Below are 17592 nucleotides of genomic sequence, written 5' to 3' on the forward strand. Positions count from 1 at the left end.
GCGGTGGGAGGGTGAGGGGGCGCCAAGCAGCGTAGCATTGCTGGTCTGCCCCTCACCCTTCCCACTGCCTGACGGCAGTGGGCCCCTCCCCTCTCCCCGTAGGAGAGAGGGGAAGAATGCGCTTGCCACCTTGCCGCTACCTCCTTAGAGCCGCCGGCGGGCCACGCGGTCCCAACGCCGCGCGTGCTCTCTGTGAGGAGAGTCTATATGACTGATACGACTGCCGCCGACGCCACTCTTGCGCCTGCGAAGCCCGCCACCAGGCCGGCACGCCCCTATTTTTCCAGCGGTCCCTGCGCCAAGCCTCCGGGCTGGGATGCGGCCAAGCTCGCGACGGACAGCCTCGGCCGTTCGCATCGCTCGAAGCTGGGCAAGCAGCGGCTGCAATATTGCATCGACCTGATGCGCGAGCTGCTGAAGCTCCCCGACACCCACCGCATCGGCATCGTGCCCGGATCGGACACCGGCGCCTTTGAAATGGCGATGTGGACGATGCTGGGCGCGCGGCCCGTCACCGCGCTGGCCTGGGAAAGCTTCGGCGAGGGCTGGGTGACGGATGCGGTCAAGCAGTTGAAGATCGACCCCACCGTCCTGCGCGCCGATTACGGGCAGTTGCCGGACCTGAACGCGGTCGACTGGTCGAACGACGTGCTGTTCACCTGGAACGGCACCACCTCGGGCGTGCGCGTGCCGAACGGCGACTGGATCGCGGAGGATCGCGAGGGGCTGTCGTTCGCCGACGCCACCTCGGGCGTGTTCGCCTATGACCTGCCATGGGACCGGATCGATGTCGCGACCTTCTCGTGGCAGAAGGTGCTGGGCGGGGAGGGCGCGCACGGCGTGCTGATCCTGGGGCCTCGCGCGGTGGAGCGGCTGGAAAGCTACACGCCGGCATGGCCGCTGCCCAAGGTGTTCCGCCTGGTGTCGAAGGGCAAGCTGGCCGAGGGCGTGTTCAAGGGCGAGACGATCAACACGCCGTCGATGCTGGCGGTGGAAGACGCGATCTTCGCGCTGGAATGGGCCAAGGGGCTGGGCGGCGCGGACGCGCTGGTCAAGCGATCGGACGCGAATGCGGCGGCGCTCAACCGGATCGTCGAGGAACGCGACTGGCTGGGGCATCTGGCGGCCGACCCGGCGACGCGGTCGACCACCAGCGTCTGCCTGACCGTCGAGGGCGCGGACGAGGCGGTCATCAAGAAGATGGCGTCGCTGCTGGAGGCAGAAGGCGCCGCCTATGACGTCGCGGGCTATCGCGATGCGCCGGCGGGCCTGCGCATCTGGTGCGGGGCGACCGTGGAGACGGCGGATATCGAGGCGCTCGGGCCGTGGCTCGACTGGGCCTACGCGACCGCGCGGGGGTGATCCCTTTTGGCCCTCTCCCCGTCGGGGAGGGCGCCACATGCGCTGCACGGCCTGGCAGCCCCTCACCCTCCCCATGGCGGAGCCATGGGTCCCCTCCCTCTCCCCGTGGGAGGGGGCAAGATTTCAAATTCCTTCAGGAGCAATTTGATGCCCAAGGTACTCATTTCCGACAAGATGGACCCCAAGGCCGCGCAGATCTTTCGCGAGCGCGGCGTGGAAGTGGACGAGATCACGGGCAAGACCCCGGACGAGCTGAAGGCGATCATCGGCCAGTATGACGGCCTCGCCATCCGCAGCTCGACCAAGGTGACCAAGGATATCCTGGCGCACGCGACCAATCTGAAGGTCGTCGGCCGCGCCGGCATCGGCGTCGACAATGTCGATATCCCCGCCGCCTCGGCGCAGGGTGTCGTGGTGATGAACACGCCGTTCGGCAACTCGATCACCACCGCCGAACACGCCATCGCGCTGATGTTCGCGCTCGCCCGCCAGTTGCCGGAGGCCGATGCCTCGACGCAGGCCGGCAAGTGGGAGAAGAACCGCTTCATGGGCGTGGAGCTGACGTCCAAGACGCTGGGTTTGATCGGCGCGGGCAATATCGGCTCGATCGTTGCGGACCGCGCGCTGGGGCTGAAGATGAAGGTCGTCGCCTATGACCCGTTCCTGACGCCGGAGCGCGCGCTGGAAATGGGCGTGGAGAAGGTGACGCTGGACGAGCTGCTGGCACGGGCCGACTTCATCACGCTGCACACGCCGCTGACCGAGCAGACCCGCAACATCCTGTCGGCGGAGAACCTGGCCAAGACGAAGCAGGGCGTGCGCATCATCAACTGCGCGCGCGGCGGCCTGATCGACGAGGCGGCGCTGAAGCAGGGTCTCGATTCGGGGCATATCGGCGGCGCCGCGCTCGACGTGTTCGTCACCGAGCCGGCGAAGGAAAGCCCGCTGTTCGGGACGCCCAACTTCATCTCGACGCCGCATCTGGGCGCGTCGACCAACGAGGCGCAGGTGAACGTCGCGATCCAGGTCGCCGAGCAGATGGCGGATTATCTGGTTTCGGGCGGCATCACCAACGCGCTGAACGTGCCCAGCCTGTCGGCGGAGGAAGCGCCCAAGCTGCGCCCGTACATGGCGCTGGCGGAGAAGCTGGGTTCGCTGGTCGGGCAACTGGCGCATGGCGGGATCGCACGCATCTCGGTGCATTCCGAGGGCGCGGCGGCCGAACTCAACCAGAAGCCGATCGTGTCGGCGGTGCTGGCCGGCTTCCTGCGCGTCCATTCTGACACGGTGAACATGGTCAATGCGCCGTTCCTGGCCAAGGACAAGGGCATCGAGGTGCGCGAAGTGCGTACCGAGCGTGAGGGCGATTACCACACGCTGGTGCGCGTCAGCGTCAAGACCTCGGACGGCGAGCGCTCGGTGGTCGGCACGCTGTTCGGCAACGAGGCGCCGCGCCTCGTCGAACTGTTCGGCATCAAGGTGGAGGCCGATCTGGCCGGGCCGATGCTGTACGTGGTGAACGAGGACGCGCCGGGCTTTATCGGCCGGCTGGGGACGACCTTGGGCGAGGCGGGCGTGAACATCGCGACCTTCCATCTCGGCCGCCGCTCGGCCGGGGGCGAGGCGGTGGTGCTGCTGTCGCTGGACGAGGCGGTGTCGGCCGACCTGCTGGCGACGGTGAAGGCGCTGCCGGGGGTGAAGACGGCGATGGGGTTGAATTTCTGACGTGAGGGGGTGTTGAAGCCCTCTCCCCTCCGGGGAGAGGGTTGGGTGAGGGGTCGCCACGTAGCGCCGCACGGCTGGGCTGCCCCTCACCCTCCCATCGCTTTGCGATGGGCCCCTCCCTCTCCCCGGCGGGGAGAGGGTGTGTTAGTCTCCTGTCCGGGAGGCTTCATGAAAACCGATCCGGTGTTGCGGGACCGTGCTCGCGCGATGCGGCGGCAGATGACCGAGGCCGAGCTTCGCCTCTGGCGGATCATCCGCAATCGGCAGGTCGGTGGGATCAAATTTTCGCGGCAGGTGCCCATCGGCTCCTATATCGCCGATTTTGCCGCTCGCGCGCCGCGGCTGGTCATCGAACTTGACGGCGATACGCACACGGACCAAGCCCGCGACGCGCGCCGGACGGTGCAGATCGAACAGCAGGGCTATCGTGTGATCCGCTTCTCCAATCAAGATGTCACGACCAATCCGGAGGGCGTCGCGAGCGTCATCCTTGACGGTGGAGCGGCGGCATGACCGCGCTCCTGCCCGAAGGATTTCACGACCGCCTGCCGCCTTTTGCCGATGCCGCTGCGGCGGTGGAGGCGCGGGTGCTGGAGGCGGCGCGGCTGCATGGCTATGAGCGGGCCGATCCGCCGGTGGTCGAGTTTGCGCAAGGGTTGGCTTCGCGGTTGAAGGCGGGGGGGCTGCATGATGCGGTGCGCTTCGTCGATCCGGTGTCGCAGCGGACATTGGCGCTCAGGCCCGACCTGACCGCGCAGGTGGCGCGGATCGCGGCGACGCGGATGGGGCATCATCCGCGGCCGGTGCGGCTGTCCTATGCGGGGACGGTGGTGAAGCTGCGTGCGTCGGAACTGGCGCCGGCGCGCGAGTGGCGGCAGATCGGGGCGGAGCTGATCGGGCTCGATTCGGTGGCCGCGGCGACCGAGATCGTGCGGGTCGCGGTGGAGGCGCTGAGCGCGGCGGGGACGACGGGGATCTCGATCGACTTCACGCTGCCCGATCTGGTCGACACGCTGGCGGCGGGGCCGCTGCCGGTGGCGGCCGAGCAGGTGGCGACCTTGCGCGAGCGGCTGGATGCCAAGGATGCAGGCGGGGTGGCGGCGATCGCGCCGGACTATCTGCCGCTGGTCGAGGCGGCGGGGCCGTTCGCGTCCGCAATCGCGCGGTTGCGCAGCTTCGACGCGCACGGCGTGCTGGCCAGCCGGCTGGACGGGCTGGAGGCGATCGCGGCGGCGCTGGGCGACAGCGTGACGATGACGCTGGACCCGACCGAACGGCATGGCTTTGAATATCAAAGCTGGCTGGGCTTCTCGCTGTTCGTCGCGGGGCCGCCGCGCGAGGTGGGACGCGGGGGCACCTATACGTTGATCCACGAGGACGGGCGCGAGGAGAAGGCGACGGGCTTCTCGCTCTATGCCGATGCGATCGTGGCGACCGCGCCCAAGGCGGAGCGGCGGCGGCTGTTCCTGCCGGTGGGCACGCCGCACATGGATGGTGCGGCGCTGCGCGCGCAGGGCTGGGTGACGGTGCAGGCGCTGGAGGCGGACGATACGCCGCAAGCGCAGCTCTGCACGCATATCTGGACCGGTACCGCGCCACAGCCGCTGTAACGGCACGCCCGCGCCCTTCGTGCGTTCGCCGGTGGCAAGCAGGAGACGCAGATGGGCAGGATGGTCGACGGCGCGTGGCAGCCGGGCAAGGTGACCGAGGATTCGAAGGACGGCGCCTTCAAACGTCAGGATTCGGGTTTTCGCGAGTGGGTGACCGCCGATGGCGGCCCCGGTCCCGAAGGCCAGCCGGGGCGTCCCGCCGAGGTCGGGCGTTATCACCTGTATGTCAGCTATGCCTGCCCCTGGGCGCACCGGACGCTGATCGTCCGCGCGCTGAAGGGGCTGGAGGACATGATCGCCGTGTCGGTGGTCGATCCGGTGATGCTGGAGCATGGCTGGACGTTCGAGAGGACACGCGGCGGCACCGGCGATCCGCTGCACGGTGCAGACTATCTTTGGCAGCTCTATGCGCGTGCAAAGCCCGGTTACAGCGGGAAGGTGACGGTGCCGGTGCTGTGGGACCGGGCGACGGGGACCATCGTCAGCAACGAGTCGGCGGAGATCATCCGCATGCTGAATACCGCGTTCGACGGACTGGGTGCGAAGGCGGGCGACTTCTATCCGCAAGCCCTGCGGAGCGAGATCGATACGGTCAACGCCGAGGTGTATGACCGCGTCAACAACGGGGTGTACAAGGCGGGGTTCGCCACGTCGCAGCATGCCTATGACGCGGCGGTGCATCCCTTGTTCGAGACGCTGGACGCGCTGGAGGCGCGGCTGGCGGACCGCCAATGGCTGGTCGGGGAGCGGATGACCGAGGCCGATATCCGGCTGTTCACCACGCTGGTCCGTTTCGATGCGGTCTATCACGGGCACTTCAAGTGCAATCTGCGCCGTATCCGCGACTATCCGGCGCTGGAGGGATTGCTGGAGCGGATGCTGGACGTGCCGGAGATCGCGGCCACGGTGCATCTGGACCACATCAAGACGCATTATTATGCCAGCCACCGCGACCTGAACCCCAGCGGCATCGTGCCGGCCGGGCCGATCCTGCCCTGGACGGACCGGGTTGCCGGTTGACCTGTTCGCACGGCCTCGCTAACCGCGCCCCCGTCCACTGATGAACCGCCTGCGTGCCGAGTCCTGTCGAAGGGCGCGCGGGTCCGATGCGGCAGGTGGGAACATGCATCCATGGCAAATGTAGCAGTCATCGGCGCGCAATGGGGCGACGAAGGCAAGGGCAAGATCGTCGACTGGCTGGCCGAGCGCGCCGACATGGTCGTGCGCTTCCAGGGCGGGCACAATGCCGGTCACACGCTGGTCGTCGGCGACAAGGTGTACAAGCTGTCGCTGCTGCCATCGGGTATCGTGCGCGGCACGCCGTCGTTCATCGGCAACGGCGTGGTGCTGGACCCCTGGGCGCTGAAGGCCGAGATCGCACGGCTGGGCGAGCAGGGCGTGGTCGCTACACCCGAGACGCTGCGTATCGCGGATAGCTGCACGCTGATCCTGCCCTTCCACCGCGATCTGGACGGGCTGCGCGAGGATGCGAGCGGCGCGGGCAAGATCGGCACCACGCGGCGCGGCATCGGTCCGGCCTATGAGGACAAGGTCGGCCGCCGCGCGATCCGGGTGTGCGACCTGGCGCATCTGGACGATCTGGGGCCGCAACTGGACCGCCTGACCGCGCATCACGACGCGCTGCGCGCCGGGTTCGGCGAGCCGCCGATCGACCGGGAGCGCCTGCTGGCCGATCTGCGCGAGATCGCCGCCTTCGTGCTGCCCTTCGCCAAGCCGGTGTGGCGCGACCTGAACGAAGCGCGCGAGAGCGGCAAGCGCATCCTGTTCGAAGGCGCGCAGGGCGTGCTGCTCGATGTCGATCACGGCACTTATCCGTTCGTGACCTCTTCCAACACGATCGCGGGCACCGCCGCGGGTGGATCGGGGCTGGGGCCGAGCGCAGTCGGCTTCGTGCTGGGCATCGCCAAGGCGTACACCACGCGCGTCGGATCGGGACCGTTCCCGACCGAGCTGGACGACGAGACCGGCGAGCGGCTGGGTGTACGCGGGCATGAGTTCGGTACGGTGACGGGGCGCAAGCGGCGCTGCGGCTGGTTCGATGCGGTGCTGGTGCGTCAGTCGGCGGCGGTAAGCGGCATCACCGGCATCGCGCTGACCAAGCTGGACGTGCTGGACGGGTTTGACGAGGTGAGGATCTGCACCGGGTACCGGCTGGGTGACCGGACGCTGGATTATTTCCCCTCGCACGCGGCCGAGCAGGCTCAGGTCGAGCCGATCTACGAGACGATGGAGGGTTGGCAGCAGTCAACCGCGGGTGCGCGGAGCTGGGCCGACCTGCCAGCGCAGGCGATCAAATATATCCGTCGCGTGGAAGAGCTGATCCGCTGTCCCGTCGCGCTGGTATCGACCAGCCCGGAGCGCGAGGACACGATCCTGGTGCGCGATCCGTTTGTGGATTGATTACGCGGCGTCTCCCCTGCCCTTCGGTTTGGGGGACGCTCAGTTCTTCCGGGGCGCGTCCGACGCGGTGGTCGGCGCGCCTTCGGGTGGCTCGGTGGCGCCATCCGGTGACGGGGGCGTACTGGGAGCCGGCGTGGGCGCAGCGGTGATCGGGGCAGGGGTGGCCGGGGTCGCGGCATTCGGTCTTTCGCGACGCTGCTCGCCGCGGGGTGGCGTACGGTCTTCGCTGTCGCGGACGGATGGCTGTTCTTCGCCCGGTGCCATTGCCTCGTCCGGTTTCGACTCCACGGGCACGCCGCCCACTTGGGCGGTGGCGGCGGTCGAGAGCATGAGCGCTGCAAAGCCGGCGAGCATGATGCGACGCATGACCGTCATCCCTTCATAAGCGAAACTCCCGCGCGGGGTGCGCGGGAGTGTTCGTATCGCCTTACGGCGTGCCGCCGGTGCCGGGTGTGGTGGGCACCGTACCGCCGACGCTGCCGCCGGGCGTTCCCATGGTGCCGGTCGTGCCCGGGGCACCGGTTGTGCCGGGAACACCGGTCGTACCGGGCGTGCCCATGGTGTCAGGCGTTCCCATCGTGCCGGTATCGTCCGTCGTCGTCGGCGTACCCGGTGTCGAGGTGGTGCCGCTCGTCGTGGCCGAGCCACGGTTGCGATCGCGCGTGGTCTTGCCGCGTTCGCGGGTCCGCGTGGTGCTGGTGGTGCCATCCTGCGTTTGCGTGGTGGTCGTGGTGCTCGGCGTGCCCATCTGGCCACTCATGCTGCCGGTCTGACCGCCCATCGTGCCGGTCTGGCCACCCATGGAGCCGCCCGTGGTGGACGTCTGCGCCATCGCCATGGCCGGGACAATCAGCGCGCCAGCCGCGATCAAATGCGTGATACGCATGGCTTTCTCTCCTGCTTTGTTGTGTGAGACCAACGAAGCGGAATAGGGTGTGTTCCGGACTTTATCCGCACTGACCCCGATGCAGCAACGCTTGGTCGGCGAGGACGAGGGCGACCATCGCCTCCACCACCGGCACGCCGCGAATGCCGACGCAGGGGTCGTGCCGGCCCTTGGTCGCGATCTCGGCGGCGGCTCCTTCGCGGTCGATCGTCTCGACCGGGGTCAGGATCGAACTGGTCGGTTTGAACGCACAGCGCAGGCGGATCGGCTGACCGGTAGCGATGCCGCCGGCGATGCCGCCGGCATGGTTGGCGAGGAACTGCGGCCCGTCCGTACCCGGGCGCATCGGGTCAGCATTCTGCTCACCGCTGAGCGCCGCCGCGGCAAAGCCGTCACCGATCTCGATGCCCTTTACCGCATTGATGCTCATGCAGGCGGCGGCGAGTTCGGAATCGAGCTTGGCATAGAGCGGCGCACCCCAGCCGGCAGGAACGCCGGTCGCCTCGCACGCGACCACCGCACCGACCGAGGAACCCGCTTTGCGCGCCGCATCGACGATCCCCTCCCAGCGGATGGCGGCGGCGGGATCGGGGCAGAAAAAGGGGTTGGCGTCGATCTGCGCATCATCGAAGGCGGCATAGTCGATCGCGTCGCCGCCGATCGCCTCCACCCAGGCGCGGATGCGGACCTGGGGGATCACTGCGCGCGCGACGGCGCCGGCCGCGACACGCGCTGCGGTTTCGCGCGCCGATGAACGGCCACCGCCGCGATAGTCGCGAAAGCCGTATTTGGCGTCATAGGCGTAATCGGCATGGCCGGGGCGATAGGCCCTGGCGACCTCGGAATAATCCTTGGATCGCTGGTCGACATTCTCGATCATCAGGCTGATCGGGGTGCCGGTGGTGCGCCCGTCGAACACGCCGGACAGGATGCGGACCTGATCGGGCTCGCGCCGCTGCGTGGTGAAGCGCGAGGTGCCGGGCCGGCGCTTGTCGAGCCAGGGCTGGATGTCCGCTTCGGCAAGCGGGATGCCGGGCGGGCAGCCGTCGACCACGGCGCCGAGCGCGGGACCGTGGCTTTCGCCCCAGGTGGTGAAGCGGAAGAGGCGACCAAAGGTGTTGAAGCTCATGCGGCGTGCGACTTCGTCCGGGTTAGATCGCCACGCCCGGCAATCAGACCGGCGATCGAGATATCTTCGTCAAGTGCATCCCAATGCAGCCCCGTCGGGCTGATCGCAACCTCGGCCCGTTCTTGCGCGGAACCATGAAGCAGGCGCGGGAACCAGGCGAGCGGTATGCCGAGCGTGCGGCCATCCTCCAGCTTCACCCACATCTGGTCCTCATCGAAGCTGACGTCGAGTGCTCTAGGCGAAATGGTCATGCCATGCATCCTCGATCTCATCGCGTCGTTCCTCGACGCAGGTCATGATCCAACGCTGGGTCCTGGCGTCGAAGCCGTGATTATAGGCGAACTCGACGACAGGCTGAAGCCACAGCTTCGCGTCCGCACCGTCCTTGACGACATGGATGTGTATGGATCGCCCTCGTTCGAGTAAAAGAAGAAGCGGAAGCCACGATCCCGGAACACGACGGGCATTTTGCGCCTACCCCCGCGCCATCATGCGCCATTGCCCAGATCGGCAAAGGCCGGGGCGTGGACCGCATCCCCGCGGATGCCACAGGGCATGGCGCCGTCCTGCAGCGGGAGCGCCATCAGATGCTCGCCGGCATAGGGGGAGGCGAAGCCCTGCGCCCAGTCCGCGGCAAAGCCGAAGCGACGGTAATAGGCGGGGTCGCCGAGCACGAAGCAGAGATGGACGCCGGCCTGCCGCAGATGGGCGAGCCCGGCCTCGACCAGCGCCTCGCCGACACCCTGGCGTCGATAGGCCGGGGCGACGGCGACGGGCGCAAGGGCGACCGCGGCGATCGGCTTGCCGGCCACATCCACCTGCATGCGGCTGAACACGACGGTGCCGGCGAGTTCGCCGCTCTCCTCGTCATCGGCGATCAGCGTCAGCACCATGTCGCCCGACAGGCAGAGGCGCTGGACCAGCATCGCCTCGTCAGGCGCAGGAAAGACCGTGCGCAGGAGCGCATCCAGCGCGGCGATGTCCCCGCCGGTCGCGGGACGAATGGCGATGCTCATGCCCGGCGTCAGGCGAGCGCGATGTCCGGCGCGTCCTCGGCCTTCATGCCGATCACGTTGTAGCCGGCATCGACATGGTGCGTCTCGCCCGTGACGCCGCTGGCGAGATCGGACAGCAGATAGAGGCCGGCGCCGCCGACATCCTCGATCGTGACGTTGCGGCGCAGCGGCGAGTTCAGCTCGTTCCACTTCATGATGTAGCGGAAATCGCCGATACCGCTTGCGGCCAGCGTCTTGATCGGACCGGCGGAGATCGCGTTGACGCGGATCTTCTCGGGGCCGAGGTCCATGGCGAGATATTTGACGCTGGCTTCCAGCGCGGCCTTGGCGACACCCATGACGTTGTAGTGCGGCACGACCTTTTCCGCGCCGTAATAGCTGAGCGTCAGCATGCTGCCACCCTCCGGCATCATCGCGCGGGCCCGCTTGGCGACGGCGACGAAGCTGTAGGCGGAGATGTTCATTGTCATCAGGAAATTGTCGAGGCTGGTGTCGACATATTTGCCGCGCAGCTCGTTCTTGTCGGAATAACCGATGGCGTGAACGACGAAGTCGATCGTGGGCCATGTCTCTGCCAAGGTGGCGAAGGCGGCATCGAGCCGCGCCATGTCGGACACGTCGCAATCGATCAGCAGGTCGGAGCCGAGCTGTTCCGCCAGAGGCTTCACCCGCTTCAGCAGCGCGTCGCCCTGATAGGCGAAGGCGAGTTCGGCGCCGGCCTCGCGCAGCTTCTGGGCGATACCCCAGGCCAGCGACTTGTCGTTGGCGAGGCCCATGATCAGCCCCCGCTTGCCCGCCATCAATCCATTCACGCCGTTACCGCTCCTGCCGGTGTCCCTTGGTCCGGCTGCCCCTCTAGCGCCGGTTCGGGCGGTTCCGCCAGTGCCGCGTTCAGATGTGCGCCAAAGACCAGCCCCAGACCGATCAGATAGAAGAACAGCAGCATCACCACAACGCCGGCCAGGCTGCCGTAGGTTAGGTCGTAGCCGCCGAGTTGCGAGAGGACGAGGGGGAGGCAGGCGGTCATGGCGACCCACCAGATGGCGGTGAAGAGGGCGCCGGGCCATTTGAGGCAGGCGCTTTCGCGGTATTTGGAGGGGGTGACGGAGTAGAAGAGCATGTAGAGGGCGCCGAACATCACCGCGCCGGGGATGAAGCGCGACAGCCCGACCCAGCCCGCGACATTCTCCGCGAACGGAAGCAGGCGGTAGATGAACTGTTCCGCCGCGGTCAGGATGCCGCCGATCAGGAAGGAGAGCAGCGCCAGCACCACCGAGCAGACGATGACGAAGGAGGAGGACAGGCGCGACTTCCAGAACGGGGCGGTGGAGCGCACGCCATAGGCGCGGTGGAAGATGTCGCGGATCGTCTCGATAAAGCTGCCGACCGTCCACAGGCCGACCAGCCCGCCCAGCCACAGCAGCGAGCCGGTGCGCGCGGCCAGCACGTCCGAGATCGGCTTGCGCAGGATCTCCGACACGTCCGGCGGCAGGACGTGGAGAAAGGACGACACCGCGCGCTGCGTCTCGTCGCTCTGCCCGACCAGCGAGGCGATGGCGGCGGCGACGATGAAGAACGGAAACACCGTCATCAGCGCCAGATACGCCAGATTGCCCGCATGGATGAAACCGTCCGTATAGACGCCGAGCAGGGCGCGCTTGGCGACCTCGAACACCTGCGAACCGGGCCTGACCTTCGCCAATTGCTTGCCGAGCTTGCGACGCGCCTTGTGCTGGCGGGCGCGATCTTCCGGGGTCAGGCCGCTGGTTGCATTCATCAGGGCGTCAGACGCCCATGTCCGCCCTTGGGTTCCCCGTTTCGGCGCCGTTCCAATCCTGGACGAAGGCGACGAGGGCGGAATCATCGGCGGGAATGGCGATCATCAGCGTGATGAGCTGGTCGCCGCGCGTGCCGTCCTTCCGGTGAAAGCCCTTGCCTTTCAAGCGGAAGGTGCGGCCGGAACTGGTGCCGGCAGGAACCTTGAGCATCACGGGGCGCTCCACAGTGGGTACCTTTACCTGTCCGCCGAGCACCGCCTCCGCCAGCGTGACGGGCAGGTCGAGACGCACGTCATCGCCATCGCGGGTGAAGAAGCGGTGGGGCTGCACGTCGATGGTGACGATCGCGTCGCCGGCACCGCCGGGGCCGTTCTCCCCCTTTCCAGTGAGGCGCATCTGCGTACCGCTTTCGGTGCCGGCGGGCAGCTTCAGATCGATGGTCTTGCCATCGGCCAGCGTGACGCGCTGGGGGGCGAGCGTTGCGGCATCGATGAACGGCACGGCGAGGCGATAGGCGGTATTGGCGCCCTTGGGTGCGGCACCGCGCCGGCCGAACCCGCTGGAAAAGCCGCCGCCGCCCGGGCGGCCGCCACCGCCGAACAGCCCCTCGAAAATACCGGACATGTCCGCGTCGCCGCCGCCGAAATCGAACTGATGGCTTGAAAAGCCACCCGGCCCGCCGCTGGCCCCGCCCGGCCCGCCGCGCGCGCCGCCATAGCCGAACGGGCTGGCGGGATTGCCGTCGCCGTCGATCTCGCCGCGGTCGAACCGCGCGCGCTTGTCCTTGTCGGACAGCAGATCATAGGCCGAGGTCGCCTGGCTGAACCGCTCCGCCGCCTTGGGATTGTCCTTGTTGCGGTCGGGATGCAGCTCCTTGGCGAGCTTGCGATAGGCTTTCTTGATGTCGGCTTCGCTGGCGGTGCGCGCGACGCCGAGGGTCTGGTACGGATCGGCCACTCTGGTCCCCAATACGGTGTATTACCCGCCTATGTGGGGCAGCGCGGCGCGGAGCGCAACGCGGTGCTGATGCGTTCAGCACCCCAGGCGAAGGAGAGACACATGACCGAACGGAACCAGGCGACGGGCGGCGATGGCCTGAAAGGCGCGCCCGACGGCACCAACATCACCCATGGCAAAACCGGCGGCGGCGAAAGCGACGGCGGCAGCTATCCCAACCCTCATACCAACAAGGACGGCGATAATAGCGGCTTCATGGGCCATGGCGGGCAGACCGAGATCGGCTATCACGGCACCGGTCAGGCGGGCGGCGAGGATGACGACAGCGATGTCGGCAACGAGAACGCCGTCAGCAAATAAGTGAACGGCCCCCTTCGTCCGTGACGAAAGGGGGCCTCACTCGTCCAGCGGTGCGACGTCGACGCTGACGTCCATCTTCTGAGCCCCCGATCCCAGCACGACGCCGTCGACAGGGGCGATTTCCGCATAATCGCGGCCGATCGCCATGACGATGTGATCGCTGGCCATCCAGATGCCGTTGGTGGGGTCCAGCCCCACCCAGCCGCGATCCGGTCCACACCATAGCAGCACCCAGGCATGGGTGGCATCCGCGCCGACGAGGCGGGGCTGGCCGGGTGGGGGAAGGGTGCGGATATAGCCCGAGGCATAGGCCGCGGGGAGGCCGGCGGCGCGCAGGCCGGTGATCATGATCTGCGCGAAATCCTGACACACGCCGCGGCGGTGACGGAACGCCTCGTGCGGGGGCGTGTCGACCAGCGTGGCGGTGGGATCGAAGGAGAATTCGTCCTGGATGCGGCGGGCGAGCGCGATGCCGGCCTCGAGCGCGTTGCGGCCGGGCGACAGATCTGGCGCGCACCAGGCGGCGATATCGCGGTCGAGCGGGATCAGGCCCGAGGGGAAGATGTAGGTGGCCGGGCCGGCAGGGGACAGGTCGGTGCTGCCGCGTGCCATATGCGCGATGTCGGCTAGGGTCAGATCGGTGGCATCCGGCACAGGGACCAGACGATCGACCGACACGCGGGCGCGGCTTTCGATGGTGAGCGTCTGCACCGCACGGTCGACGACGAGGCGGGTGACATGGGCAAGCCCGGCCTCGGCCAGCGCGGGCGTGGTGCGGCCGGTGGGCTCGACGGTCAGCGCATATTCCTCGACCCGCTGGCCCGGCCAGTCGATCGGGCGCAGGCGCAGGTTGCAGCGCGCGAACTTGACCTGCGCACCATAGTCGAAGCGGGTGACGTGGCGGATATCGTAGCGCATCAGGCGAGTGTCAGTCCCCCGGCGCGCAGCGGTTCGGCGCCTTGCAGGAAGTAGCGGCGGGCAATCGCCTCCGACAAGACGGTCAGGCGGTGTTCGACCTCGCCCATCATGTCGGCGTCGAGCGTGGCGGCATCGGCGGTTTCGACCAGCGCGCGCAACTTGATGGCATGGGCCTGCTGGGGCTCGGCCATCTCGTCATCCGACAAAACGGGGAGTTCGGCCAGAAGCGCGGCGATCCGCCCCGTCTGGAAGGCGAGCGCACGCGGATTGTTGGGGTCGAGCGCGACGAGATCGAGCACCGCGACGCGGGCGAGGCCGGTGGGATAACGCTGGCGGTAGCTGATCTGGCTTTCGGCCAGATCGAGCAAGGTCGACAGATCGTCGGCGGAGGCGCCCGCCATGCCGAACAGGCGGCAGGCGCGGGCCAGCGCCATGGCGCGTTCGATGCGGCGGCCGAGATCGTGAAAGCGCCAGGCGGTGGTGCGCACCATGTGTTCGGCGGACAGCCCGGCGATCGCGGCGTAGCGGCGCTGGAGCGAGCCGGCGCGGTCGAGCAGGCCGCGATGCGAGGGAAACGGTGCCTCCAGCAGACGCACCATGTCGGCCGACAATCGATCGCGAGACCCCGCGCCGATCGCGCGGGCCAGCCGGTTGATCGCGGCGACCGAATGATGCCGCTCGTCCTCCATCGCGGTGCGGGCGAACTGGGTGAGGTCGGCCCGGCGCAGGCTGGGCGGCGGGGGCGCCGCGCCGGCCCCGGCGATCAGCCCCGCCAGACGGCCGACGGTGCGATCGGCCAGCGCCGCGCCGCCATCGGCATCGATCGAATTGCCGAGCATCACGCGGATCGCCGCCAGGAGCGCCTCGCCCCGCTCCAGATAGCGGCCGAGCCAGTAGAAATTGTCCGCGACGCGACTGGGCAGCGTACCGGGATTGCGCCGGACATGCAGCGAATCCGGCGCGGCGAGCAGCGACACGGGGGCGACCGGATCGTCGCCGTGCACGCAGACATCGGCCGACCAGATACCCTCGCCGATCACGGAGGCGGTGGCATCGGCCTGCTCGCCGATCCGGCCGAAGCCGCCGGGCAGGACGATCCAGCGGCCATCGGCGTCGCGGGCGGCGAACACGCGCAGCGTGAAGGGGCGGGGGACGAGTCGATCCTCCACCACGACGGGCATGGTGGAAAGCTGGACCATCTCCTGCCCGACATAATCCTGCGGGCGGCGGGCCATGTCCTCACGCAGCGCCTGCTGCTCGGCGGCGGTCAGACCCGCGCCGGGGCGGGGACCGGCAGGCAGGCCGAGCGGCCGGGCGGCAAAGGCGGGGGCGATCAGCATCTGGTCCAGATGCGCCAGCACATGATCCCGCTCCGCATCGGCACCACACCACCAGGTGGCGATGGTGGGCAGGTGCAGCGGCTCACCCAGCAGATGCCGGGCGAGAGCCGGCAGGAAGGCGGACACCGCCGGGCTTTCCAGCATGCCGGCACCGGGCGCGTTGGCCAGAATCACCTCGCCCGCGGCATAGGCGTCGATCAGGCCGGGCACGCCGATCTGCGAATGGGTGTCGAAGGCGAGCGGATCGAGCAGTCGCGGGTCGAGCCGCCGCCACAAGGCGTCGATGCGCTTCAGCCCGCCGACGGTGCGGACATAGACCTTGCCCTCGAGCGCGGCGAGGTCGGCGCCCTCGACCAGCAACAGGCCCAGATAGCGCGCGAGATGCGCCTGTTCGGGGTAGGAGGGATTGTAGCGGCCGGGGGTGAGGATGCCGATGCGCGGATCGGTGCGGCGACACTGCGCCGCCAGCCCGGCGCGAAAGGCGGCAAAGAAGGGGGCATGGCGCTGGACGTTGAGCCGGGCCTGCAGCCCGCCCAGGGTGCGGCTGACCGCCAGCCGGTTTTCCAGGGCATAACCCGCGCCCGCGGGGCCGCGCAGATGGTCGGCGAGGACGCGCCACTCGCCGGTCGGCCCGCGCGCCAGATCGAAGGCGACGAAGCTGAGATGATGGCCGCCGGGCGGCGTCAGGCCGACCATCGGACGCAGGAAATGCGGGCTGCCCGTGACGAGCGCGGCCGGAATATGGCCGTCCGAAACCAGCCGGCCGGGGCCGTAGAGATCGGCGGTGATCGCTTCCATCAGCGTCGCGCGCTGCACCGCGCCGGCCGCGATCATTGCCCATTCCCCGGCCGGGATCAGCAGCGGAACGGGGGAAACTGGCCAGGGGCGCTCGTCCGATTCGCCAAGGATACGAAAGCCGGTGCCCATGTCGGCGGCGTGGCGCTGCACCCGCTCGCGCGCATGACCCAGGCCATCGGGGGCGACGGCGGCAAGCTCCTCCAGCGTGGCGTGCCAGGCGGCGCGGTCACCGGCGCACAGCACGTCATGGGCCGGTGCCTCCGCGCAATATTCGGCGATCCAGCGGCCGGCATGCGCGGAAGGGTCGATCTGCGTCGCCATCGCTGTTCCCGTGCCCTTGCCGTAAGCCCTGCCGTGGCGAACCGTTTCACTGTTTCCGTGGCGCGCGCAACCGGAATCGGGCGGAATCGGGGACCGGCGATTTAAAGATCCGGCAGGGTCTGGTCTGCCGTGCCCCAGCCGGCGAGGGCGGGGCCGTTGGCTCGGGCGAGCAGTTCGGCGGCGTCGGCGATGGTCCAGCGGGCGGCGGTGTCGATGTCGCGCAGCTCGGTCCAGGAGACGGGGGCGGCGACGGGAGCGCCGGCGCGGGCGCGCGCGGAATAGGGCAGGATCGCGGTCGCGCCGCGCTGGTTGCGCAGCCAGTCGATGAAGATGCGCCCCTTGCGCTTCGCCTTGGTGGCGACGGCGACGAAGCGATCCGGCTCGGCCTGGGCGAGCGCGCGGGCGAAGCGATCGGCGAAATCCTTGACCGCGGGCCATTTCGCTTGCGGGGTGAGCGGCACGACGACGTGGACGCCCTTGCCGCCGGACAGCAGGGGGAAGCTGGTCAGGCCGAGTTCCGCCAACTGGTTCTTCAGATGCTCGGCGGCCTTTTTCGTGTCGGCGAAGTCCAGGCCCTCGTCCGGATCGAGATCGAAGATCATGCGGTCGGGCTGTTCCAGCGTCGCGACCGACGAGCCCCAGCCGTGAAACTCGATCGACCCCATCTGCACGCAGGCGGCCAGGCCGTCCGCGTCGGTCAGGTAGAGATAGGGCTCGACCGAGCCGTCCTTCTCCGTGACGTCGACATGATGGACCTGTTCGCCGAAGCTGCCGGCGTCGTGCTTCTGGAAGAAGCAGGCGCGGGCGCGGCCCTGCGGACAGCGGACCAGGCTGACCGGGCGGTTGGCGGTCCAGGGCAGCATGATCGGCGCGATCGCCCGGCAATAGGCGGCAAGGTCGCCCTTGGTCCGCTTGCTGTCGGGGAAGATCACCCGAACGGGATGGGTGATGGTGACGGTGGTGGGCTGGGG

General features: G+C 68.4%; 19 protein-coding genes. 7 read left to right on the forward strand and 12 right to left on the reverse strand.

The window, feature by feature from the left end; all coding sequences use genetic code 11:
- Positions 1-207 precede the first annotated feature (207 nt).
- The 6 genes from Q0U08_RS09050 (at position 208) to Q0U08_RS09075 (ending at position 7118) form a co-directional block, all read left to right on the forward strand.
- Positions 208-1362: a phosphoserine transaminase gene (locus Q0U08_RS09050; RefSeq protein ID WP_298091085.1), complete on the forward strand. Its 1155-nt coding sequence runs from the start codon at positions 208-210 to the stop codon at positions 1360-1362.
- A 147-nt stretch (positions 1363-1509) separates the two neighbouring features.
- The gene (gene serA, locus Q0U08_RS09055) at positions 1510-3087 is read left to right on the forward strand and encodes a phosphoglycerate dehydrogenase (RefSeq protein WP_298091087.1); all 1578 of its coding nucleotides are present in this window, start codon (positions 1510-1512) and stop codon (positions 3085-3087) included.
- Positions 3088-3255: 168 nt separating this feature from the next.
- Positions 3256-3600, forward strand: coding sequence for an endonuclease domain-containing protein (locus Q0U08_RS09060; RefSeq protein WP_298091089.1), 345 nt, complete (start codon positions 3256-3258; stop codon positions 3598-3600).
- The gene (locus Q0U08_RS09065) at positions 3597-4697 is read left to right on the forward strand and encodes an ATP phosphoribosyltransferase regulatory subunit (protein ID WP_298091090.1); all 1101 of its coding nucleotides are present in this window, start codon (positions 3597-3599) and stop codon (positions 4695-4697) included. Before Q0U08_RS09060 ends, Q0U08_RS09065 begins: the two co-directional genes overlap by 4 nt.
- Positions 4698-4748: 51 nt before the next feature.
- A complete protein-coding gene (locus tag Q0U08_RS09070; RefSeq protein ID WP_298091091.1) occupies positions 4749-5717 on the forward strand; it encodes a glutathione S-transferase family protein in 969 nt (322 codons plus the stop codon).
- Between the two features lie 111 nt (positions 5718-5828).
- Positions 5829-7118 (forward strand): adenylosuccinate synthase, encoded by a 1290-nt coding sequence (locus Q0U08_RS09075; RefSeq protein WP_298091092.1) that lies wholly within the window; start codon positions 5829-5831, stop codon positions 7116-7118.
- A gap of 39 nt (positions 7119-7157) precedes the next feature.
- Here Q0U08_RS09075 and Q0U08_RS09080 read toward each other — a convergent pair whose 3' ends face one another.
- The 9 genes from Q0U08_RS09080 to Q0U08_RS09120 all read right to left on the reverse strand — a co-directional run bounded on the left by Q0U08_RS09080 (position 7158) and on the right by Q0U08_RS09120 (position 12884).
- The gene (locus Q0U08_RS09080) at positions 7158-7484 is read right to left on the reverse strand and encodes a hypothetical protein (protein ID WP_298091093.1); all 327 of its coding nucleotides are present in this window, start codon (positions 7482-7484) and stop codon (positions 7158-7160) included.
- 61 nt (positions 7485-7545) lie between these two features.
- Complete coding sequence (locus tag Q0U08_RS09085; protein WP_298091095.1) at positions 7546-8004, reverse strand: hypothetical protein; 459 nt, start codon at positions 8002-8004, stop codon at positions 7546-7548.
- Between the two features lie 61 nt (positions 8005-8065).
- On the reverse strand, positions 8066-9133 hold the full coding sequence (aroC, locus tag Q0U08_RS09090; protein WP_298091097.1) for a chorismate synthase: 1068 nt from the start codon (positions 9131-9133) through the stop codon (positions 8066-8068).
- Positions 9130-9384 (reverse strand): DUF2442 domain-containing protein, encoded by a 255-nt coding sequence (locus Q0U08_RS09095; RefSeq protein ID WP_298091099.1) that lies wholly within the window; start codon positions 9382-9384, stop codon positions 9130-9132. The genes aroC and Q0U08_RS09095 overlap by 4 nt, the downstream gene beginning before the upstream one ends.
- Positions 9368-9538 (reverse strand): DUF4160 domain-containing protein, encoded by a 171-nt coding sequence (locus Q0U08_RS09100; RefSeq protein WP_367271108.1) that lies wholly within the window; start codon positions 9536-9538, stop codon positions 9368-9370. Before Q0U08_RS09100 ends, Q0U08_RS09095 begins: the two co-directional genes overlap by 17 nt.
- Before the next feature lie 83 nt (positions 9539-9621).
- Complete coding sequence (locus Q0U08_RS09105; protein WP_298091100.1) at positions 9622-10149, reverse strand: GNAT family N-acetyltransferase; 528 nt, start codon at positions 10147-10149, stop codon at positions 9622-9624.
- Positions 10150-10157: 8 nt separating this feature from the next.
- Positions 10158-10961 (reverse strand): enoyl-ACP reductase FabI, encoded by an 804-nt coding sequence (gene fabI / locus Q0U08_RS09110; RefSeq protein WP_298091102.1) that lies wholly within the window; start codon positions 10959-10961, stop codon positions 10158-10160.
- Positions 10958-11926, reverse strand: coding sequence for a YihY/virulence factor BrkB family protein (locus tag Q0U08_RS09115; protein WP_298091103.1), 969 nt, complete (start codon positions 11924-11926; stop codon positions 10958-10960). The genes fabI and Q0U08_RS09115 overlap by 4 nt, the downstream gene beginning before the upstream one ends.
- Positions 11927-11933: 7 nt before the next feature.
- Entirely contained in the window at positions 11934-12884 is a 951-nt protein-coding gene (locus Q0U08_RS09120) for a J domain-containing protein (protein ID WP_298091104.1), read from the reverse strand.
- A 102-nt stretch (positions 12885-12986) separates the two neighbouring features.
- Here Q0U08_RS09120 and Q0U08_RS09125 point away from each other — a divergent pair, with 102 nt between their 5' ends.
- Positions 12987-13244: a hypothetical protein gene (locus Q0U08_RS09125; protein ID WP_298091105.1), complete on the forward strand. Its 258-nt coding sequence runs from the start codon at positions 12987-12989 to the stop codon at positions 13242-13244.
- Positions 13245-13280: 36 nt separating this feature from the next.
- On the opposite strand, the gene Q0U08_RS09130 is transcribed toward Q0U08_RS09125, so the two are convergent.
- From Q0U08_RS09130 to ligD, 3 genes are all read right to left on the reverse strand, one after another.
- Positions 13281-14162: a transglutaminase family protein gene (locus tag Q0U08_RS09130; RefSeq protein WP_298091106.1), complete on the reverse strand. Its 882-nt coding sequence runs from the start codon at positions 14160-14162 to the stop codon at positions 13281-13283.
- Complete coding sequence (locus Q0U08_RS09135) at positions 14162-16621, reverse strand: circularly permuted type 2 ATP-grasp protein (RefSeq protein ID WP_298091107.1); 2460 nt, start codon at positions 16619-16621, stop codon at positions 14162-14164. The genes Q0U08_RS09130 and Q0U08_RS09135 overlap by 1 nt, the downstream gene beginning before the upstream one ends.
- A 101-nt stretch (positions 16622-16722) precedes the next feature.
- The coding region (ligD, locus tag Q0U08_RS09140) for a non-homologous end-joining DNA ligase (RefSeq protein ID WP_298091108.1) at positions 16723-17592 on the reverse strand (870 nt) is incomplete at its 5' end.

Source organism: uncultured Sphingomonas sp. (assembly GCF_946477935.1).
GTDB lineage: Bacteria > Pseudomonadota > Alphaproteobacteria > Sphingomonadales > Sphingomonadaceae > Sphingomonas.